This window comes from Photobacterium sp. GJ3 (genome assembly GCF_018199995.1).
Taxonomy (GTDB): domain Bacteria; phylum Pseudomonadota; class Gammaproteobacteria; order Enterobacterales; family Vibrionaceae; genus Photobacterium.
This window is the reverse complement of the sequence record NZ_CP073578.1, coordinates 124,677-146,750: the sequence shown is the minus strand read 5'-3', so window position 1 is coordinate 146,750 and position 22,074 is coordinate 124,677. Positions and strand designations below refer to the sequence as shown.

16 protein-coding genes and 2 pseudogenes are annotated in these 22,074 nt (G+C 53.2%); 14 read left to right on the top strand and 4 right to left on the bottom strand.

From position 1 onward, the window contains the following. Positions 1-91: 91 nt before the first annotated feature. Both KDD30_RS00705 and KDD30_RS00700 read left to right on the top strand, forming a co-directional pair. Positions 92-304, top strand: coding sequence for a hypothetical protein (locus KDD30_RS00705; protein ID WP_211646938.1), 213 nt, complete (start codon positions 92-94; stop codon positions 302-304). A gap of 178 nt (positions 305-482) precedes the next feature. Beyond that, a complete protein-coding gene (locus KDD30_RS00700; protein ID WP_211646937.1) occupies positions 483-986 on the top strand; it encodes a phage regulatory CII family protein in 504 nt (167 codons plus the stop codon). 634 nt (positions 987-1,620) lie between these two features. Here the strand turns inward: KDD30_RS00700 and yqfB are convergent. After that, positions 1,621-1,938, bottom strand: a complete 318-nt coding sequence (gene yqfB, locus KDD30_RS00695; protein WP_211646936.1) for a N(4)-acetylcytidine aminohydrolase — start codon at positions 1,936-1,938, stop codon at positions 1,621-1,623. Positions 1,939-2,023: 85 nt separating this feature from the next. Further along, positions 2,024-2,419: a hypothetical protein gene (locus KDD30_RS00690; protein WP_211646935.1), complete on the bottom strand. Its 396-nt coding sequence runs from the start codon at positions 2,417-2,419 to the stop codon at positions 2,024-2,026. A 266-nt stretch (positions 2,420-2,685) separates the two neighbouring features. Here KDD30_RS00690 and KDD30_RS00685 point away from each other — a divergent pair. From KDD30_RS00685 to KDD30_RS00645, 8 genes and pseudogenes are all read left to right on the top strand, one after another. Further along, a pseudogene (locus tag KDD30_RS00685) lies at positions 2,686-5,972 on the top strand (DUF4132 domain-containing protein); the annotation flags it as partial. A gap of 30 nt (positions 5,973-6,002) precedes the next feature. Further along, positions 6,003-6,341: a hypothetical protein gene (locus tag KDD30_RS00680; protein ID WP_211646933.1), complete on the top strand. Its 339-nt coding sequence runs from the start codon at positions 6,003-6,005 to the stop codon at positions 6,339-6,341. Between the two features lie 75 nt (positions 6,342-6,416). Then, positions 6,417-10,055 carry a DUF4132 domain-containing protein gene (locus tag KDD30_RS00675; RefSeq protein ID WP_211646932.1) on the top strand — a complete coding sequence of 1,213 codons (3,639 nt, stop codon included), beginning with the start codon at positions 6,417-6,419 and terminating at the stop codon, positions 10,053-10,055. Positions 10,056-10,123: 68 nt separating this feature from the next. Beyond that, a complete protein-coding gene (locus tag KDD30_RS00670) occupies positions 10,124-11,221 on the top strand; it encodes an AAA family ATPase (protein ID WP_211646931.1) in 1,098 nt (365 codons plus the stop codon). Further along, positions 11,172-13,627, top strand: a pseudogene (locus KDD30_RS24825) (DUF5682 family protein). The gene KDD30_RS00670 and the pseudogene KDD30_RS24825 overlap by 50 nt, the downstream one beginning before the upstream one ends. Beyond that, complete coding sequence (locus KDD30_RS00655) at positions 13,624-14,724, top strand: VWA domain-containing protein (protein WP_211646928.1); 1,101 nt, start codon at positions 13,624-13,626, stop codon at positions 14,722-14,724. The pseudogene KDD30_RS24825 and the gene KDD30_RS00655 overlap by 4 nt, the downstream one beginning before the upstream one ends. Positions 14,725-14,755: 31 nt before the next feature. Then, positions 14,756-16,393, top strand: a complete 1,638-nt coding sequence (locus tag KDD30_RS00650) for a hypothetical protein (RefSeq protein ID WP_211646927.1) — start codon at positions 14,756-14,758, stop codon at positions 16,391-16,393. Next, the gene (locus tag KDD30_RS00645; protein ID WP_211646926.1) at positions 16,386-16,697 is read left to right on the top strand and encodes a hypothetical protein; all 312 of its coding nucleotides are present in this window, start codon (positions 16,386-16,388) and stop codon (positions 16,695-16,697) included. Before KDD30_RS00650 ends, KDD30_RS00645 begins: the two co-directional genes overlap by 8 nt. Here KDD30_RS00645 and KDD30_RS00640 read toward each other — a convergent pair. Both KDD30_RS00640 and KDD30_RS00635 read right to left on the bottom strand, forming a co-directional pair. After that, entirely contained in the window at positions 16,694-17,095 is a 402-nt protein-coding gene (locus tag KDD30_RS00640; protein WP_211646925.1) for a DUF3597 domain-containing protein, read from the bottom strand. The genes KDD30_RS00645 and KDD30_RS00640 overlap by 4 nt on opposite strands. Positions 17,096-17,316: 221 nt before the next feature. Then, positions 17,317-18,897, bottom strand: a complete 1,581-nt coding sequence (locus KDD30_RS00635) for a S8 family peptidase (RefSeq protein WP_211646924.1) — start codon at positions 18,895-18,897, stop codon at positions 17,317-17,319. Between the two features lie 518 nt (positions 18,898-19,415). On the opposite strand from KDD30_RS00635, the gene KDD30_RS00630 reads away from it, so the two are divergent. The 4 genes from KDD30_RS00630 (at position 19,416) to KDD30_RS00615 (ending at position 22,004) form a co-directional block, all read left to right on the top strand. Beyond that, positions 19,416-20,306 (top strand): neutral zinc metallopeptidase, encoded by an 891-nt coding sequence (locus tag KDD30_RS00630; protein ID WP_211646923.1) that lies wholly within the window; start codon positions 19,416-19,418, stop codon positions 20,304-20,306. Between the two features lie 246 nt (positions 20,307-20,552). Continuing rightward, positions 20,553-20,999, top strand: a complete 447-nt coding sequence (gene zur / locus KDD30_RS00625; protein ID WP_211646922.1) for a zinc uptake transcriptional repressor Zur — start codon at positions 20,553-20,555, stop codon at positions 20,997-20,999. A 36-nt stretch (positions 21,000-21,035) separates the two neighbouring features. Next, positions 21,036-21,500, top strand: coding sequence for a chemotaxis protein CheX (locus KDD30_RS00620; protein WP_211646921.1), 465 nt, complete (start codon positions 21,036-21,038; stop codon positions 21,498-21,500). Between the two features lie 294 nt (positions 21,501-21,794). Next, positions 21,795-22,004 (top strand): cold-shock protein, encoded by a 210-nt coding sequence (locus KDD30_RS00615; protein ID WP_211646920.1) that lies wholly within the window; start codon positions 21,795-21,797, stop codon positions 22,002-22,004. Positions 22,005-22,074 lie beyond the last annotated feature (70 nt).

The window sequence follows — 22,074 nt, the reverse complement described above, 5'->3', positions numbered from 1 at the left end:
GATCAAGAATCAACGCAAACACATTCACATAAACGCATTAATGCGAAACAACACAAATAAACACGCAAAACCAACGACTAAGGATAACACCATGCTCTCATTTCAAATAGTGATCAACGCGCCATACATGACATATGAGGAATATTCCCGTCACTCAGGCCTGTCCGTCCGTACCCTGAAAGACTGGGCAGCACAGGGAAAGCTCATCATGGTGCCTAAGGACGGCAAACGAGAAACCCCACTTATCAATGTGTTAGCGATGACAGAGCAAGCCGCTAAGCAAGCTCTCAAACAGGTGATCTAAACACATTCACATTAGCTCGAAGCCTAAATTCACACTCCGCAAAACCGAACGCCTTCACACCGCGCATTCAGCCGGGCATCCGGAAAAGTATCCGCTTTGGCTGCACCTGTTCGCGTTTTGCGTTGTTTTCTTACCCTTTGTTTGTATTTGAGTATTTAGCACGGACGGAAATCACTCAATGTATGGATTACCTGAACGTAAACAAAAGCTTTTTGATGATGCCTGCTGCGCATTTGCGGAATCGGTGGTGATTGAGCACGTTGCCATCGAACTGGGCATGGCCGGGCAAAAGCTGCGAAACAAGTTGAACCCAGAACAGCCAGCGCAGCTCACCTGTCGTGATCTCATCATGCTGACCGACTACACCGACGACCAAAAAATCATTAATGGGCTTTTGCTTGCGCTCGACATGGTGGCCGCAAAACGGCCCACCGATGCCAACGCCGCCACGCTTGCCAGCTGTGCGCTGGCCGCTTCTGCCAGTGTGGGCGAGTTATCTCAGGCGGCCATCCAGCACCAGGATGCGAAATGGCTACCGCGGGATGAACGCCGCCGGCTTTTGTGTGGCAGAAATCTCCAGTTTAGACTGTCTCAGCATAGGGGAAGTGGACAATTGAAAAACACATTAAAATCCTCCAAAGTGATCGAACATGATCTTATCTTTTTGAATGTATACCTGTAAAAGCTGATCCGAACCTGATTTTTATTTTACGGACACTTCAATGAAATCGCTAACGGTTAACGTCGATCCGCATGAGTAATAATGCCTGCATATCATTAATTTGATAGGTTGAATACGAACTAATACATCAGGATATAGAAGGTTGGGACAATTATCCCCATACATACATGGTGAAGTGAAAAATGTTTCCAGTCACGTTCAATCGCAGTCAATATGATTTGAACAAGATAGAAAGCAATTGTAATCGGTACCGTCAGACCAATAAAAATCCCTATAATTGGTGGAAGGTCATAATGAAACACATCAAACAAATCAAGAATTAAAGTTATAAATATAAACAAATACCAAAAGATTGAGAAATACATTCAAATTCACCTTCAAGAACACAATCAAAAATCATGATTTTAATCAATAATTTACAAACGTATTTCTCGTATATTTACAAAAGAATCCAAGACCTAAACAGAGATAATGACTCAAATCCCCCCCCACGGTTAACATCGGGTCAAATATGCCCTTAAGAATTTTTCCTGCACTGGGAACTAAGCGATGCATACGTACTCGCTAAGATTTCAAGATTTGAGAATAACGTTTCCACCACTCTTTTTACAGCCTGAGTGCTTTTGCAGTTTATCTAACCCACCAACCGATACGACACCTCATACAAGTGTTCGATGCCCGGATAAATTTCCTGAATCACGGCTTTGAGCTGCGGTAAGGTCATGTTTTCCTGCCGGGCGTGGGCTTCGGACAGCTGGTCAAACTGCACCGGCGTGACGGATAAGATTTCGAGCCGACAAAAGACCCGCCCGTCTTCGAGCGTCGACACTTCAACGACAGATCCGGGCACATAGTGACTTTCTGATTCATCCCGTAGGGTAATCGTCTTTTTGCCCGACAGAATATCGGCTTCAAACCGGGCAAAAAAGGTCATCGTCGTGGGCGCGGGCATCCGGCATCTCCTGCATCTTTCGTGCGCGCTGTCACTATAGACGGAGACCGGGCGATCTTCCTCATCGCACAAGGATCAACAGGGATCACTTCTGATCTGTTTTGTTATCCAGCAGGAACTTGCCCGTCTGGACCAGTGTTTTACCAATACTGAGCCAGATTTTCAGGATATGCAGACCAAAAAATAAAGCCAGGATATTCAGGAAAGATCGGGAAACCCGGAAGTCACTGTCGCCAAACGCCAGAAAAAAGCCGTGATCCTGAATATCGACAATATACTGATGGACCGGTGTTCCCGGAAAAGACTGAATGTAGTCATACAGGTTCAGTCCGAGCAACACCAGAACGTAAGCACCCAGCAGTAACAGAGCGACGCCAAGGGCAATCTGAAACATCCGGGTGTAACTCACTTTCCGGGGTTGCCGGGACGTCGTTTGTCTTTGTTGATGGGGTTCGGTTTGATGAATGCCAGCCTGCCGCATGAGAATGCCTTCCTCTGAGGATCCGACTCACACTGAATCGGAAGAATTGAAAACAGGGATAAACGACCTTCCGCAGCACAAAATTAAACCAAGATAAGGCATAAGCTCCAAATTCTGATTCTGAGACTTTTATTCAAAAATACGAACTTCATCACAGCACCATGCAAAGGGTTTTATACATTCTGACGTTTTACTAATTCAGAAGAAGATAATAAATCGCGGTCTTGTATAAGGCAGAACCCATCCATTTACCGTCCATCCGGCAAATGAAGCATTCTAAGGGACAACAGATGAATATCAGTCAGGTGATTGACGCACTGAGAGAGAGCAGCTACTACCAGCGCTTAGTACCCGAGCAAAGTGCAATCAACATCCGCAATTTTGTATACGGCGACATGAACTACGCCGACTTTCAACCAAATCCGGTGATGCCCACTTTTTTCATGCACATGTTCTTCAACGAACAACTAAAAGATCTGAAGGATACGCCTGAACATATCGCCCGGTATTTACACGCACTGGCCCTGTCACTGGAAGACGATTCATGGCTCAATCAGGTCAGTATTGAGAAGGTCAGAAAATGGATGCCGACCTTCCACGACTACGTCATGTCCCCGGCTGATCTGATGATGCATATCTTCAAAGATGCCTATGACTCTGAAGATGGATTGAAAGCACTCTTACGGGCTTTCCCGAGAGCCGAGATCAATACATTTCTGAGATCAGACGATCTCAAAATGGATGGCCATTACCAAGGCAAATATCACCTGTATTGCCGCTTTGTCCTGCTGCCTGAAATCAAGCAAGCCGTTGCCGATCAGGATGCCCAGCGATTTGATACCCAATTGCTCGCTTATGTTCAGGAACTGGCGAGCGACTATGCTGACGCAAGCTACATTCCCAGATTACGCACCAGAAAACGCGAGAACGACGAAACGAAATACCGAATCGCGTTGCATCCGACCGCCATTCAGGCCATGACCAACCTGTTGCTGGGACAGGGAGACTGGGATCAGGATCCAGAACTGATCCGCGCTCACCTGAGCCACAAACCTGTCTACAAACACGATCGGACCGCCTATACCCTGCTGGAAGCCGATCAGGACTTTGAAGCATTATTCAGTTGGCTGTGTGAACGTGAAGAAGCAATCATTACCCAGTCCGAGGTCGCCAACAATCTGAAACAGTTGGTTTTTCTGCTGGATCCGAATGTCTGGATTGAGCAGCATTTCCTGCAGGACTGTCACCACCATTGCAGCTGGTCCGATAAAGATGAGGTTGTGAAAGAGCTGAATGCGGCGATCGCAGCAGCCCCGGATAAAAAAGATCAACTGATTGCCTATACGCTGCGCTACACCTTCGAACACTACGACTGTGCGTTCGGACACACAGTCATGTCGCCGGAAGAGAACCCGCACAATCAGTTACTTTGTGCCTTGATGGATCAGTATGGTGCCCGGTCTATCTGGGAGGCATTCGAACCCCGCAGTCTCGTTGAACAGCGGCTGGGTTATTACACCCTCGCTGCGCTGGCGAAAGACGACAGCCTTTCAGCGCTCAAAACCGAGTATGATCGCCAGTGGCTTCAATGGTTCAGCACCCATTTCACGAAAAAAGAGGCCGATGCGCAGCCGCTGTTTGACTACCTTATGTCCGGTGAACACGAAAGTCAGATCAGCAAAATCGTCATTGACCCGGCCCGTCAGCTCGGCACCCTGTGCTATCTGGATGACACGCGGCTGCAACGCCTGACCCGCGTCATGCTGAACGGCAAAAACAACAAACTCTTCCCGCGTTTTGTCATTGGCGCGCGCCGTCTCTATACAACCGCCCCCCTACGACTGATTTCAGACGTGGTGCTTGAGAACCCGGATTATCACGAAATCGCGTTCAAAGCTTATGTCGAATTCGCCGAATCCTTTGCAGAACGTAATGAACTGGGGGATGAATCCTTTTACTGGCAGGGCGTTGCGTACGCGAATCACATCGTCTTAGATGAGCTGGACTATCTGATGCAGCACGGCATGGCTTGTGTGAATCAGGTTTCCAAACTACCCGCCAAATCGAAAGGCGTACTGCTGCCTTTGTTGAAGGGACGCATTTCCGATGCAGAAGAAGCACTGTTACTGATTGATTTCCTCAAAGAAAAACAGAAAGGCGTGGTGGAATCCGCCAAATCCTGTCTGGCAGCCCTGCCAGAGACATTACGCCAGCGTGTGCGGGAAAAAATCCTCGCAGAACTGGCCACCTTCAATACCCAGCAGGAAGTCCATGCCATCGAAGTGCTGTGTGAACCCGGTATTGATGCGGACACCGCACGCGATCTGCTGGACCGCGTTCAGTCGACGGCATCCCGTACCCTGCTGGTTGAGCAGGGCAATCTCGATTTCTCGCAATTATTTGCAGGAAATGACGGTGAGTTCGATCTCGATGCCTATCTGGCCGAAAGCTATACCGCACCGAAAAAAATGCCGCTCGACCTTAGCCAGTTGCCACGACCTGAACGGATTGACGGCAAGCCAGCACAAGATGCGGTGATTCAGCTATGCCTGATTTATCAAAATCACGAAGGCTATCGCCACAGCCAGGAAGCCCACGCAATTGTCAGCCAGTTTACGCCAGCGTCTCTGGCGCAATTCGCACATGCACTGCTGAGCGGGTATGGCCCGAATATCACGGCCAAAAACAAGTGGCTGATGAACATTCCCGCGGTTCACGGCGATACCGGCGTGTTGAAAGCCCTGGCAACGCTGGTTGAAAAATTTGCCAGCGGTTCCAAGCATCAGTTGGCAGGCCACCTGATGAAACTCATGGGACTCAGTGGCCAAACGCAAGCCTATATGGAAATCGACCGCATCTGCCGCAATACCAAAAAGCAAAGTGTGAAAGATGCCGCCCACGAGGCATTTGTCATCGGCGCGAAACAAGCGGGGATCACCAAAGATGAACTCGGCGATCAACTGGTAGACGATCTGGGTTTTGATGGCGACCAGATCCCGCTTGAATACTGTGGTCAGACGCTGGCACTGATCCTCAATGAGGAGCTCAAATTTGTCATCCGGAAACCGGACGGGAAACTCGCCAAAACCCTGCCAAAGCCCAAGCAGGACGATGATACCGAACAGGCAGAGCAAGCCAAACAGCACTTCAACGCACTGAAAAAACTGCTGAAAGACATGGTTGGCCTGCAGGTCAGACGTATGGAAGATGCCTTCGTCACCTGGCGGATGTGGTCTTTTGAGCGCTGGCAGAAACTGTTTCTGGGCAATCCGGTGATGCACAAAATTGCCAGCCAGCTGGTCTGGGGGTCTATGAAAACCAGCAGCTTGTCAGCACCTTCCTGCCAAATCCGGAACCGGTCGACATGGAAGATGAACCGGTTGACATCCCGGCCAGTGGCCAAATCGGCCTGGTACATCCGATCGAACTGTCCTCCGAGCAACTGGCGGCCTGGCAGGATTACTTTGACGACTGGAATCTGGAGCCCCTGTTCGGCCAACTGTTGCGCGAAGTCGTCGCGCTGCAACCGGCCACCAGCAATCAGTACAGCGTCCCTTGTTTCGGCCGCAAGTCACCGTCGACCGTGATTAACCGGCTCCGAAAGAATGGCTGGTCGGTTGGTTCAGTCCGCGACGCTGGCTCCTTCGATGAAATCTACAAAGAAGTGGACGGACTCGATGTCGGTATCGAAATCACATTCGATGAAAGTATCTGGCATGGCGGCTATGGCTACGAAAGTCATGAGTCGACCGTCACCGCGAAAACCGTCGAGTTCTACCGCACCGGCCCGCTGCACCGGGGCAGTTATGTCTACGATGATTTGCAGGATGCAGCATATGCAGGCCTTCGTCTGACGGCCGATGATCTGCCAGAGCGGGTTGCCCGCGAGCTACTGCTGGAAGCGAAAAAAGCCTTCCTATAATCATGCACCTTTTATCAGCCAGTGCCCGGATGGCACTGGCTGTTTTTCATTTTGACTCACGCTCAGGACAACACCATGAATATCAGCACGGTACTCGACCAGCTCCAGGACAATCCGTTGTCCGATTGCCCGGACGACGTCGAAGCCATCCGTAAAATCCGCGACTTTGTGTACAGCAATGCCGGGTTGAATCAGTTTCAGACCATTCCCAGCTTACCTCCTTTTTATTTAGAAACCTTTCTCAATCAAATGCTGGCAACGCTGAACGATACCCCTGACCACATTGCGCGCTTCCTGCATGCGCTGGTCCTGTCGACCCAAGATCAGCAATGGCTCAAAAGTGTCAGAATCAATAAACTCCGCGCCGTCATGCCGACATTTTCGGACTGCATCAAAGCCGAGTTTTCACTCATGACGGAAATTTTCACCGACTACTTCGGCACAGATGCCGGCATCAGCCAGCTTCGCTCCATGTTCCGAGAGGACGACCTGCGCTCGTTTTTTGCCGATGAACGCCATCAAACCCATGGACACTATCACTGGCCTCACCACCTGTATTGCCGGGGAATTTTATTTCCTGAAATGAAACAGGCATTGGTGCGACGTGACGCCGCGCATTTTGAAGAAGCGCTGATCACCTACCTACAGGATTTAACCAGTGATTATCTGAATTGTGAAACGTTCCCCGAGGCCGATGAACTGGACAAAAACAAGATCAGCCAGTACCGGGCCGCACTGCCAGTCGAAGCAATCACAGCGCTCACCGAGCTGCTGCGCGGGCAGGGCGACTGGGCGAAGACCCCAGCGCTGATCCGGGCGCATCTGCACCGGAAGCCCCTTTTTCATCATCAGCAGGCCGCTTATACCCTGCTGGAAGCTGACGAAGATTTCACTGATTTATTCCATTTTCTCTGCAACAGTAAAGATCCCATCGTCCACCAGTCTGTTGCGGCCAACCATCTGAAAGAACTTGTCTTCCGGCTGGAACCTTCTATTTGGTTTAAAAAACAGCTCAGGTTAGGCTATTTTCCCGAATGCCGGTGGTCGAGCAAACGTGAGGTTCTGGCAGAACTCAATCAAGCCGTGGCCGAAAATCCGGAAATTCAGGTCCCCCTCGTTACGTTCATTGCCCGTTACAGCATTGAACACTATGCCTGTTCGTTCTATCGCATCCCGGCCGATGCACGAAAACCTAACCCGCATGATCAGATTCTAATGACACTGATTGAAACCTATGGTGCCCAAACCATCTGGGATGGTTTCGAACCGCGCGATGCTATGACTGAACGGCGGGGTTACTACACACTAAACCGGCTTGCCGCTGACGACCAACTGGCCGCACTGAAAGCCGAACATGATCGGCAGTGGATCCTGTCCTTCAGCCCGGCGCTGACAGCAAATGCACAGGATGCCGCGCAGCTCGCAGATTACCTTGTGACCGGGGAACATGAGGAAGCAAGCAGCACGCTTGCGCTTCAGCTTGCAGAAGACAGCGAGTTCCCGCAAGTCTGCTATCTGGAAGATCGGCCGTTGCAACGCCTCACCCGGGTCATGCTGAACGGGAAAAACAACGCGCTTTTTGCCGACTTCTTTCACGCGGCAGAGCGGAAATTTACAGCGACTCCACATCGCCTGATCTCAGAGATCGTACTTGAGCGGCCAGAATACCAGGCCATCGCTTTCCCGGTTTACGCCCACTTTGCCGAATCATTTGCCGAATGCAACGACCGCCGCTCAGACGAGTATGAATGGCACAACGTCAGATTCCGCCGTCATATCGCTGCCAATGAACTGCACTATCTGCATCAGCATGGCGTGGCCGTCATTCAACGGCTGACCACACTGCCCGCAAGGTTGAAAGCAATTGTGCTGCCGTTATTCAAAGGCCAGATCACGGATCCGGAAGAAGCGCAGCTGCTGGTTGCCCTGCTGAAAGACAAGCACAAAGGCGTCATTGCCGCGGTGAAGGACTGTATGGACGCATTACCGCAGCCGATTCGGGCTGCAGTCATCCAACAGATGATTCACGACCTGACGAACTTCAGCGCCCAACAGGAGGTGCATGCCATCGAACTCATCTGTACGGCTGGCGTGCATGCGCAAACTGCCCGCCAGTTGTTCGACCAAGTCAGTGCCGCTGCTTCCCGTGCCCTGCTGATCGAGCACGGGCCGATTGATCTCAGTGCCGTTTACACCAATGCGGCCGGGCAATTTGACCTCGATGCCTATCTGGCCAGCAACTATCACCCGCCGAAAAAATCACCGGTGGATTTCGAGCCGCTGCACCTGCCGATCCGGACCGATGGCAAAGCTGCACATGATGCCGTTATGCAGCTTTGTCTGATTTATCAGCACCACGAAGGGTATCGCCTCCCTCAGGAAGCCCGTGCCATTACCAGCGCTTTCACACCCGATTCGCTGGCACAATTCGCGCTGAGTCTCCTCAGCGTTTACGGCGAAAAAATCACAGCCAAAAACAAATGGCTGCTGGCAATTCCGGCCATTCATGGCGATACCCGAGTGATGGAAGCTCTGGCAACGCTGCTTGAAAAATACGCCGCTGGCTCGAAGCACCAGCTGGCGGGTCACACGATGAAACTCATGGGACTGAGTCACCAGATGATCGCTTTCATGGTGATTGACCGCATCAGCCGCCAAAGTAAAAAACAAAGCATAAAAGATGCCGCCCGGGCAGCCTTTGTCATCGGCGCCAGACAAGCCGGGATCACGCCTGAGGAACTCGGGGATCAACTGGTGGACGATCTGGGCTTTGACGGCGATCAGATCCCGTTCGACTACTGCGGCCAGACCCTGTCGCTGATCCTCAATGACGAACTCAAATTCGTGATCCGCAAGCCGGACGGCAAACTCAGCACAACCCTGCCGAAGCCGAAACAGGGCGATGACGCCCAGCAGGCAGAGCAGGCGAAACAACACTTCAACACCCTGAAAAAGCTGCTGAAAGCCATGGTCGATCTGCAGGTGAAACGCATGGAAGATGCGTTCGTTGCCTGGCGAACCTGGTCCTTTGACTGCTGGCGGACGCTGTTTCTGGGCAATCCGGTGATGCACAAAATTGCCGAACAGCTGGTCTGGGGCGTCTATGAAGATGATCAGCTCATCCGCACATTCCTGCCTAATCCGGCCCCCGTGGATACCGCAGATGAGCCGGTTGCGATCCAGCCAGACGCCAGAGTCGGCCTGGTGCATCCGGCGGAGCTGTCGTCGGAACAACTGGCCACCTGGCAAGGTTATTTCGATGACTGGAATCTGACGCCCCTGTTTAGCCAACTGACACGAGAGGCGGTTCAGCTCAAGTCAGCCAAGAGTACTCAGTACAAAGTGTCGGATTTTGGCCGAAAATCGCCTTCGACAGTAATCAACCGGCTGCGGAAAAACGGCTGGTCGGTGGGTTCCGTCAGGGATGGCGGTTCTTTTGACGAAATCTACAAAGAACTGGATGGTCTTAGTGTAGGGATTGAAATCACCTTTGATGCCTGCATCTGGCACAGCAGTGACGGCTACGAAAGCGATGAACCCAGTGTTACCGCCAAAACCATTGAATTTTACCGCACGGGTCAGCTACCGCGAGGCAGTTACGTTTACGACGACTTACAGGACAAGGCATACGCCAACCTGCGTCTGGCGGTCAACGATCTCCCAACACGGGTTGCCCGCGAGTTACTGCTGGAGGCCAGACGCGCCTTCCAGTAATCCAGACTGGGCCGCCAGCCCCTGACCGGCTGGCGGTGCCACAAGCCAAATTCGACGAGAGAAAACCGATGCAAAATGGACAACGACTCCCAGCGGAAACCCTGTATGCCACAGAGCTGGCAGCGCTTCAATCCGCAGATCAGAACCAGAAACCGGCGGGCTGGCAGCTCAGCCCGCGCATGGTACGGACCTTCATTCTCGGCAGTAACAACGAGCCGGTTCAGGGCACGCCCATCAGCCGCAAAATATACGGCAACGACGCCGCGGTTGAGCGCGCCATCGTCACCTTGATGAGCCAGCAGGGACTGATGCTGGTCGGTGAACCGGGCACGGCCAAATCCTTGCTGTCTGAATTACTCACCGCCGCCATTTCCGGCCAGAGCACCCTGACCGTGCAAGGCAGTGCCGGGCTGTTTGAGGAGAATATCCGCTACAGCTGGAACTATGCCGCCCTGCTGAAAGACGGGCCGAGTCTGGATGCCATGGTTCCCGGTCCGCTCTTTCAGGCCATGAAACAGGGCCGACTGATGCGGTTTGAGGAAATCACCCGCTGCCCGACCGAGGTTCAGGACAACCTGATCCCAGTGATGTCCGACCGTATCCTGCAAATCCCGGAACTGAAGGACAGCGATGAAGCATACCTGTTGTCCCAGCCCGGCTTTAACATCATCGCCACGGCCAACCTGCATGACCGGGGCGTGAATCAGATGTCTTCGGCACTGAAGCGTCGCTTCAACTTTGAAACCCTGCAACCCATCCGCACCAAAAAACAGAAAACAGAACTGGTGATGACCCAGGTCAATCGTCGCTTACAACAAGATGCGCTGGACATTCAGATCGATCAGGACACCACCGAGCTGCTGATCACCGTTTTTGACGAGTTACGTCACGGCAATGTCTCCGGCTTATCGGTGACCTCTCCGACCACGCTGCTGTCGCTGGCCGAAGCGATCAACGTTGCGTACAACGCCGCCATCAGCAGTCATTATTTCGGGGACCAGCAAGTCTCCGCAGGGCATTTACCCTCATTCATGCTCGGCACCATCATCAAAGACAATGAGAAAGACCGGGATTGTTTTCACGACTACATTCGTGTGATTAAACGGCAACGGGCCGATGACCCGCAATGGCAGGCATTTCTGGACGGATGCCGAAACCATGTCTGATTCATCCGCATTACAGTCCTGTCTGGCGACGCTCCGGGCAGATCCGCAGTTAATCTGGGCACCGGTCCGCCATCACAGCCCGATGTGCAGTTGGCAACTGGGCCGCCTGTTCAGACAGCATCAGCCTGACGTCGTCCTGATTGAAGGACCGCATGACGCCAATTTCCTGATCCCGTTTCTGCAGAACGAGCAGACGACGCTGCCGCTGGCGATTTACAGCTATCTGCGGGATAACAGCACCGCCGATCTGTCCGCCCAGCCTGACGATGAGGCAGATGGAACATCGACGCAAAAACTCAGAGCCAGCCGGGTCTTTATTCCGTTTGCGGACATGTCGCCGGAGTGGCAGGCCATCCAGTTGGCAAAACAGGCGCAGGTGCCCTGCCAGTTTATTGATTTGCCCTATGCCGCGCGAACACCCGACCATCATGCCGATGTCAATCGGGATCAGTTGCTGTACGACAACAGAAAACTCGAAGAAGGGGAATATCTCGCAGCGCTGCTGACCGAAAGCCGCTGTGACGACTTTGACCAGTGGTGGGATCGCCATTTTGAATCTGCCAGTGCATCGGCCCCGGATGCCTTCTTCACGCAGATGCACCACTTTTGTCTGATGATGCGAAACCTGTCTGTCGACAGCGATCCAGAGACCCTGAAGCGTGAACAGTTCATGGCACAGCAGATTCAACCCTACCTGTCTGAAGGTAAACGGGTTCTGGTGGTCTGCGGCGGCTATCACTGTCTGGGCATCGCCCATTTTCTGGCATCCGACGCCACGGTTTCTGCCTCAGAGCCACCACGCGAGCCATTGCCGGAACACTGGGAAACCGGTTCTCACCTGATCCCTTATGCCTTGAACCGATTCAGCAAGAAACAGGGCTATCCGGCGGGACTGACCGATTGCGGCTATTATCATCAGCTCTGGCAACAATTGTCTCGGTACCCAGACGCGCTGCCGGACCAGTTTACACAAAGCTATCACACGGAACTGGCTGCCGGATGGATGAGCTTTCTGAAACAACACCGCCATCCCGTAGCGCTGCCACAACTCACCGACGCGCTGGTGATGTGCCAGCAACTGTCCGCTTTGCGTGGGATCCCGGCCGGGCGATCCGAACTGCGGGAATCGCTGACCGCGACCCTGATGAAAAACCACCAGCCTTCGGACACTTATTTCCGCCGCTGGCTGGATGCGTTCTTTGATACACCGGCCATTGGCCAGGTCCCCCGGGATTACCCGTCGCGCCCCTGATTCAGGACTTCCGGCTACTGACATCGCAGCTCGGGCTGCCGATGGATTTCCAGGCAGGCACGGTCAGAAAAGATTTGTCGATTTACCGCAAACAGAAACATCAGGCCGTCTCTCAGTTTCTGCACCGCCTGCGTTTTCTGGCGATCCCTTACGCCAGCCGGATTGCCGGTCCGGATGCCAGCGATCCTGAATCCCTGCATCTGGTGCGGGAACGCTGGCAGTGCCAATGGCAGACCGAAACAGACGCCGCACTGATTGAATCCAGCCATCTGGGCGCCAGTGTCATCGATGCCGCTCGCAACAAGCTGCAAGTCGCGTTTGAACAGGATGATCCCTGCGCGACAGACATGGTCCATCTGCTGTTGCAGGCCATGCAAATGGGGATCCAGCAATGGCTGCTGCCTATCTTTCACCGGGTTCAGCAGCTACTGGAACAGGAGACCAACCTGTTCGCCCTGCATCAGTCCCTGCACATCCTGCTGACCTGCTATCACGGCAGCGGCATTTTCAGCCGGGTATCGACCGACGATCTGGCCGGGCTCATCCGGCACAGTTTTATCCGGATTTGCACCCGGCTGCCGCGCATCGATCACAGCTATGACGCCAAAACCTGCGCGCAGTGGATGGCCGATCTGTCGGCCATGACCCAGCAGTATCCGTCGCTGTGTCCGGCGGTCTATTTTATCGATGCCATTGAAGCCTGCTATCCGCAGGAAGATTCTGCCCTGCTGACCGGTGCCTGTGCCGGTGTCCTGATCCGCCATGAACGGCTGCCCGACGCACTGGATACTTGTCTGGCCCGGGCATTTTCCCGTCAGCACACTGAACCCTCGGCCATCGGCGATTTTCTCTTCGGCCTGCTGACCACCAACAAGAATCAGCTGTTCCAGCCCGATCAGGTGTTGCCGGCACTGAATCACCAGCTATCTCTGCTGGATGAAACCACCTTTCTTACCTGTCTTCCGGCCCTGCGGCGTGCGTTTACTCAGCTCACCCCCAGAGAAGCCGCCGACTTCAGCCAGACATGCCTGTCAGAACACGCCCCCGGGCTACCCGGACAGACACCGGCGATCACACAGGACACACTGCTGGCGGCACAGGCGCTGAAAGAACAACTGCGTCAGACTCAGACGCATTGGGGGATCCCAGTATGAGTACACACAATGAACTGTCCCGACGCTGGCGACTGATCCTGGGCAACGCGCATCCGCAGCAGTTATCCGGCGAGGACGCCACCCGGGATGAATGCCTCGAGACCCTGTACGTCAACGAATACCATGACCGCAATGGCTTGTCGGGAGGCACCGCTTCCGGAATGCCCAAACCCGTCACCTGGCTGAATCAGGTCCGGAAAGCTTTTCCGGTGCCAGCCGCAGACATCCTGCAAAAAGATGGGGTTGACCGATACGGAATTCAGGAACTCTTGCTGGATAAAGACATGCTGGCGTCCCTGAAACCGGATATCGGGTTATTGCAGACCATTCTGTCCTTTCGTTCGCAGATCCCGCCTGCACTGGAAAACGAAATCGAAGCCATCGTGAAGCAGGTATGCGCCGATCTGGAAGCCGTGCTGGCCCAACCGGTTCAGTCCCCTTTTGCCCGTCAGCGGACCCCCTTTCGCAGCAGCCGGAAAATGCCCTTTGCCCTCACGGACTGGCGAAGCAGCCTGATGCGAAACCTCAAACATTATCAGCCGGACGAGCAGGTCATCTTGCCGGAGCGGATGTATTTCTACCAAAGTCAGGTTAGCCAAGTGTGCTGGGACATCCATCTGGTGGTCGATCAGAGCGGTTCCATGCTGAACAACCTGATCCATGCCACCGTCATTGCGGCTATTTTCTGTCGTTTGTCCGTGCTGAACGTCCGGCTGGTGCTGTTCGATACCCGGGTGGTCGACATGTCGGACTTTATTGATGATCCGGTCCGAAATCTCTTGTCTGTCCAGCTGGGCGGCGGCACCGATATCGGCAAAGCCATGCAATATACCCGGGAACAGATCACCCAGCCGCACCGTTCCATCGTGGTGCTGATCAGTGATTTTTATGAGGGCGGCTCTCCGGCCAATCTGTATCAACAGGTTGCGAAAATGCAGGAAGCCGGGGTCACGCTTCTGGGGCTGACTGCCATGGACACCATTGGTGCGCCCAGCTATGACCATCAGATCATTGATCGTTTACTCAAGATGGACATGCCGATTGCATCAATGACGCCGGAACACCTGAGCCAATGGGTTGCCGATGTGATCCGGTAATCCGTGCACAATACACCAAAGAGAAAACACCATGCACTTATCCGACTGGACCCGCCAGCTCACCGATGAATACCTGATCAACTGGACCAGCAAAGGGCTGTTCCGCCGGGCCGGGAAACTGGCAGACCAAAGCCCGGACATTTCAAGCACGAATCCGGCGCTACCGCTGACCCTCAGGATCGACAATGTCGATGTCACCTTATCCGGCGCAGATCTGGCGCAATTCAGTTGCCAGTGCGGCACGCTGGGCAGTTGCGTCCATCAGCTCGCCTTTTTGCTGAAGCTCCGCCAACTGAATGCCACGGAGGCTCCCCCACCGCCGACGCCTTTTGAACCTGAACACTGGTGCATCCGGTCCCGTGAAGCCCTCGATCAGGCCTATGGCCGTGGCAACGCGACACAGGCGATCAAGCTGTACCAGAAAGGTGCGCTGGTCACATTTGATACTCAGGCCGATCATTGCGTCGTCCAGGTGACCCTGCACAGTCAGAAATCCTATCAGTTGCACTTACCCGCGACCGGCGAATGGGCATCCGTGCTGTGTAACTGTAAAGAGACCCCATGCACACACCGGGCACTGGCAATTCTGGCATTTTCTGTCGCGCACAACACCTTTTCTGCTGAAGCAGACATCGAGCTGGACCGCCTGAATCCGGAGCAGGCCGAACTGGTGAACACGGTACTGGCCTGGCTGCAAACCCTGCTGAAAACTGGCACCACAGAAACACTGAAGGCTCAGATCGATCAGGGTGCCGGTTACAGCACCGAACTCAATCAGGCCGATTTGCCCAAGCCTGCGGCTCTGCTCGGTGGCGTGATCTCGACATTGCGCCTGCTGCAGCAAAAGCACCACCAAGCTTCCCATAGCCGGTTGCTGGAACAAATCGCTGACGTGCTGCTGAATCTGAATGCCCTCAGCCAACCCGTGCTACCGCAGCCGCTGCGGGATCTTGCCGGTCAGCATCGCCGGTTATATCGCCCGCAATCCAGCATGACGCTCATCGGCTTAAATGCAGTGTTTTGGGAGGATCAACAACGCGGACGGGGATTTCGGTATTACTGCTATGATCCGCAATCGGCTGAATTCTATACCGTCGCAGCCAGCCGAAAGGCAGGGCTCGATCCGTCGTGGTCACCGCAACAGGGGTTTCACGAGTGCCGGCTGGTGATGCATCCGCTCAGTGCGGCGCAGTTCCGGGAATTTGAATTGGCAGGGGCGATCAGCGAAGACGGCAGCATCAATGCCGCACAGACCCGGCATGTCAATTTGCTGCGCCCCGTCACCTTAGCCATGCTGCGCGCCCTGCCCGCCCTGTCCATTCAGGCGCAATGGCAGAAACTGGCTGATAAACTGGCCGCGCCAACAGCGCCGGCCCATCGGGATTATCTTGGCTGGGTGGTGACGCAGTCCAGACGGCCTTTACAATCCGAACCGGCTCTGGGTGAATGGCAGGCCAGTTGCCAGAGCCTCTGCGGACATGACATCAGGGTCACGGTTCCGGCGGATACGATGTCAGCGGATCTGCAGCAACGCTGGGATGCCGCTACCGACGCGGTCCTGTTTGGCCGCTGGCAGACGGGGCTGGGTCATCCGACATTTCAGTGCATCACCCTGCTCGACGACACCGTCATACAGCAACATCACCAGAATGGGCACTCACATGACTGAATTCACCCTGACCACTTTCATTCAGGACTGGCAAATCTGGGCAGAACGCTACCTGACCCAGGGCCTGAATGCTCCGGCAACCTACAATATTCAACTGGCCCGGCACTGGCAGGCGCAGGCTGAACTGCTCGGTTTTTCCGATCTGGCCGCGCTGGCAGCTCAGGTAACTGAACCCGCACGCACTGCCAGTGAGCAGGCACAGGCCTTCCAGCAATTGCTGATGAATATGCACCTGCTCAAGCGCCTGACTGTCGCACAACAGCTCGCCGCTTACAGTGAAACGGAGCAAGACGCGCCGGATTAAAGCCATTCCGGCGGCACGTTTCCGCCATTATCCGCCAGCTTTTGCAGCACGGTTTTGTGCAACCACGAATTCATCTGTGCTGAGTCTGCCATCTTATCCGCCGGGCAACCCAGCTCGGTGGCCAGCGCTTTTCGGGCGGTGACGCTGCTGTCGAGCCCCAGCAGTTTCATTAAATCAACGATGGAAGTTTTCCAGTTCAGCGGTTCAGGATGGCTGCTGGCCATCGCCTCTAATTGCGCCACCACATCCACGGTTTCGGTCGCTGGAGCATCGGTTTGCGCTGCCGTATCGGACGCCGGGGAATCCGGTGCAAAAGTCACATTCTCGGACGGCTGTGGGGTCGGCGCTGCCTTTTTCCCGAACCCTAATTTGTTGAGAATATCGTTGAATAAACCCATGACTACTCCTCAGGATCCGCAGATCCAGGCCACTGACAACCCCTGACGGGGGATAAGAAGGGTCACTTGCAAGAAGCGATTCAGCTTAAACAAAAGCTAGCCAAATCACCGGAAGGATGACGTCCCATTTTATCGACAACTTTGCTGACAGCATGCGCACGACAAAAATGCGCCCCGGCCAGATGGCAGAGGCGCATCACAAGTGGATGAATTCAAACGAATCAGAAGCTCGCAGTCAGTGATACGCCATTGTAGGCGTTAAAACCATTCAGCATCACGTGATAACGGCCAGACTGCGTCGGGGTGATGGTACAGGTTTCGCCGTTGCCATAGCGGTAAGGGCGACAGTCCCAGCTGGACTTCGAGGCTTTCTGACCATAACGGGCATAGAGATCCACATCACCGGTGCCGCCAGACGAAGTGACGGTCAGTCGCTTGCCTGCCGGTACATCAATATAGAAGTGCTGCTCACTGCCGTACTGACCGCTCAGACCGCTGACTGTCTTGCCATTTTCCAGTTTGCCGTCTGTGCCCGGATCCGGAGTGCCCGGATCGCCGCCACCGACATCCGTACCGCTGTATGCCAGCTTGTTGATTGTATTCCGAGTGTCGGTCACTTTTCCGTTTGTGCCGCGCTCAGCCAGTAACTGACCCACCTGCGACGGGCTCAGACCTGGGTTCTCATCCAGATACAGTGCGACCACACCGGCAACATGCGGGGTTGCCATGGAGGTGCCACTGATGGTTTTATAACTGCCGTCATACCAGGCGGATGTAATCGACGAGCCCGGGGCAAAGATATCAACACAGTTGCCCCAGTTCGAGAAGCTGGAACGCTGATCTGAACGTGTGGTCGAGCCCACAGTGATCCCAGCCCCAACCCGTGCCGGAGAAACATTACAGGCGTCCTGATTTTCATTCCCTGCTGCCAGCATGAAGCTGACACCAGCGCTGATCGCGTTATTGATTGCACTATCCAGTGCCGTTGAAATGCCGCCGCCCAGACTCATATTCGCAACCGATGGTCCGCTGGCATTCCGCTTCACCCAGTCCACCCCAGAGATAACCCCCGACGTCGTCCCTGAACCGGTACAACTCAGGACACGCACACCAACGATATCGACATTTTTCGCCACACCATACTGTGTGCCGCCAATGGTCCCTGCAACATGGGTACCGTGGCCGTTACAGTCGCTCGCATCCGCGTCGTTATCGACAAAGTCGTAACCCGAACGGGCGCGATTGCCGAACTCAGCATGTGTTGTGGTCACCCCGGTATCAATGACATAAGCCGTGACACCTGTGCCGTTATACTGACTGACGTAATTGCCGTCCAATGGCAGATTACGCTGGTCCACCCGATCCAATCCCCAGGTTGCATTCGACTGCTGAGCATTGAAGGCTTCAGGGAACAAAGGGTCGATAGAAATGATCTGATCCTGCTCAATATAATCAACCTGACCATCCTGACGCAGTGCATCGACCTGCTCTTGGGTCAGCTCTGCAACGAAGCCGCTCAGCGCGGTATCAAAAACACGCTTTGCACTGACGGCATGGACAGCGCTCAGGCTTTCCACCTGAGTCGCAACAAAATTGGCGCGGGCAGCCTGATCATTGGCAATGAACGCAGGTTCTTTCAGAACCACAATGTACTGATTGGCAATCGCTTTCTCGGGCGCAGCCTGAATCAGTGCCGCCTGATATGTGTCATTCTCCGTGGCCTGCGCATCCACAGCCCAGACAGCAGCACTGGAGAGCGCCAGTGCAGACGTGATACAGCAACCTAGCATTGTTTTTAGCATGATAAATCCTTTTCCTGATCGTTCCGTTTGGTTGGAATGCTGCCTCTCACCGCGGGCATCCATTCAAAGCTATACGCAACATTTCACTTATGCATCAGCGGATCATTCTGAATTTTTTGGCTGTAACAGAGTGTTTGCGAATTACATGAATGATGCGATCCACAACAAAGATTAACTAACGTATTGTTTTAAAAGGATTGAAAGGCAATAGCCACGAGGTATTTGAGTGTCTTCAAAATCGTTCATTTTTAGTGACAGATAAAAACCCGACAGAAAACACATAAATTACAACCACTTACAAGTAACGCGTTTAAAAATCACTCAACATTTTCGTTTTCTTGAATTTACAGTAGAAAAAAATTCCATTTTGATACGATTTGATACGCAGAATATTTGGTCTAAGTACGAAGGGAATTCTCTGGATTTCGGAACACAAACATTTTCTCAGTGTGTAACAGGAAAAATCTCTGGAATCGTTCAGACTTAATCGGTATATCGCCGCTGATCCGGAGGTTCCCATGCGCTGGCGCAATACCAAACAAAGTACAAATATTGACGACAGACGGGGTCAGGGGCCCGCCCGTTCCGGGATGGCTGCGGCTGGGTTGCTGCGATTTCTGCCTTTTTTACTGCGCACCAAAGTTGGCAAACTGATTTTGGTGGTGGGCGGGATTTATCTGGCTTACCAGTACTTTACCGGTGGCATGAGTACGATGGATGTCCAGCAGGCACCGGGGCAGGAACAGCAACAGGGCACGAGCAATGGTCAAGCCGCGGCCAATGATGAAAATGCCCAGTTTGTCGCCGCCATTCTCGGCACCACAGAAACCGTGTGGAACAAGCTGCTGAACGGCCAATATCCGGAACCGCAGCTGGTGCTGTATAACAACATTACCCAAACCGGTTGTGGTATGGGACAGGCTCAATCGGGTCCGTTTTATTGTCCGGCAGACAGCAAAGTGTATCTGGATCTCAGCTTTATGGATGAACTGAAAAAGCTAGGTGCACCTGGTGATTTTGCCTTTGCCTATGTGATTGCGCACGAAGTCGGGCACCACGTACAAAATGTGCTGGGCACCAGTAAACAGGTGGCTCAGTTACAGCAGCAAGCCAGTGAAACAGAGGCCAATCAGCTCAGTGTGATGCTGGAACTTCAGGCCGACTGCTATGCAGGCGTCTGGGGCTATTATGTTCACAATGACATGCAACTTCTGGAAACCGGTGATTTAGAAGAAGGGATTCAGGCGGCCAGCTCAGTCGGCGATGATCGGCTGATGGAAATGTCAGGCCGTGCCGTTCAGCCGGATGCCTTTACCCATGGGACTTCTGAGCAGCGTGTTGCCTGGTTCCGCAAAGGCTTTGAATCTGGCAACCCCAAAGACTGCGATACCTTTCAGGCCCAGCCATAGTCTCGCGCTACGCAACATCTCACTGGATGCTCGCCCGATAATGCGGTGCCTTTGCTCAGGCAAAGGCCCGCCATCATTTTCACGCGTGTCTTAAACACAAATTCCCGCTCGTTGTGCGTGAAAACTGCTTCGAATGTGATCAGTTACACGAAAATTTTCTCCATATCCGTGCGATTGTGTCTCTCTGAGCTGGGTTTTTGAAATGCTATGATAGACTATGTTGCTCGTCGCTTTTTTTGAGGAAGTATGGCAAATCATATGCAACTGCTGAACCAGGCTCAGCAACTCTGTGAACAACGTGGAGTCCGGCTGACGCCGCAACGTCATAAAGTACTGGAACTGATTCTCTCGCATCGCAGTTCTATCAGTGCTTATGAGCTGCTTGATTTGCTTCGGGAGTCCGAACCTCAGGCGAAGCCGCCGACTGTTTACCGTGCACTCGACTTCCTGCTCGCTCAGGGGTTTGTTCATAAAGTAGAGTCCACAAACAGCTATATTGCGTGCCATTTACCTGAACATGCCGACCATTGCTCACAACTGTTGATTTGTGATGAATGCAGTCATGTGGAGGAATGTCACGACGACGAGCTGGCAAAAATGCTAAAAATAAAGGCACAACAACAAGGCTTTCAGATTGCGCACCATGTGGTGGAAAGTCACGGTGTGTGCCAGGCATGCCAGCGTAAGAAGTAGTCCGTTTCCGTTCAACAACAAGGCAACCCAGATCCTATGCGAGCAGAATTTGTAAACCCGTTTCTGGCCTCTCTGCTGAATGTGCTCAAGACCATGGCGTCAATGGAGCTGGCCCCGCAAAAACCTCTGCTGAAAAAAGATGAAATCGCCCGTGGTGATGTCTCCGGCCTGATCGGTATGATCGGCCCGCAAACACGAGGTTCGATGTCCATCACCTTCGATGAAGGGTTGGCACTGGAAATTATGCAGCGAATGCTGGGCGAACGCCCGAATGGCATTAATGATGAAGTGACCGATATGGTCGGTGAAATCACCAATATGGTGACAGGCGGTGCCAAGCGCATTTTGTCTGAAAAAGGCTATGACTTTGAAATGGCTACGCCTGCCGTCGTGTCTGGTCGCGGTCATACCATCACCCACAAAAGTGAAGGTGCGATCATCATCATGCCGTTTGAATCTGAGTATGGCAAAGCCTTCATCGAAATCAGCTTTGACCGCTAAGTCCCTTTCAAACCGTTCGTTTTTCGGGCCAGTGTATACTGGCCTGACCGCTCAGCTCCCTCCGCTTCCCTGTTGTCCCCAGTTCGCGCAAGATAAAAATAACTGAGTTTACAGCGCCCTTCTCATCTTTTTGCATATTTCCTTCAGAAAGGATTGCCCCCGGATTCGGTTACGATCTAGACTGGAAATGCTGCTGAGGCATCAACTTGCATACCATGATACCTATCAATAGCATTCGTGTTGCCTGCCTTCGGGTAACGCAAGGAAATAAGATTACAAAGGAAAAATCTTCAAATGAGCAAACTGACAGGAACCGTCAAATGGTTCAACGATGAAAAGGGTTTTGGCTTTATCTCTGGTACTGATGGTAAAGACGTTTTTGTTCACTTCAGTGCAATTCAGGCACAAGGTCGTCGTACCCTGAAAGAAGGCCAAAGCGTAGAGTTTATCGTTACTGATGGCCAGAAAGGTCCACAGGCCAGTGAAGTGGTCGCCCTGTCTTAACCGAAAGGCATGCGCAATCTATGAAAAACGCCGCAAGCAGCGGCGTTTTGTCATTCAGCAGTCCAGTCCG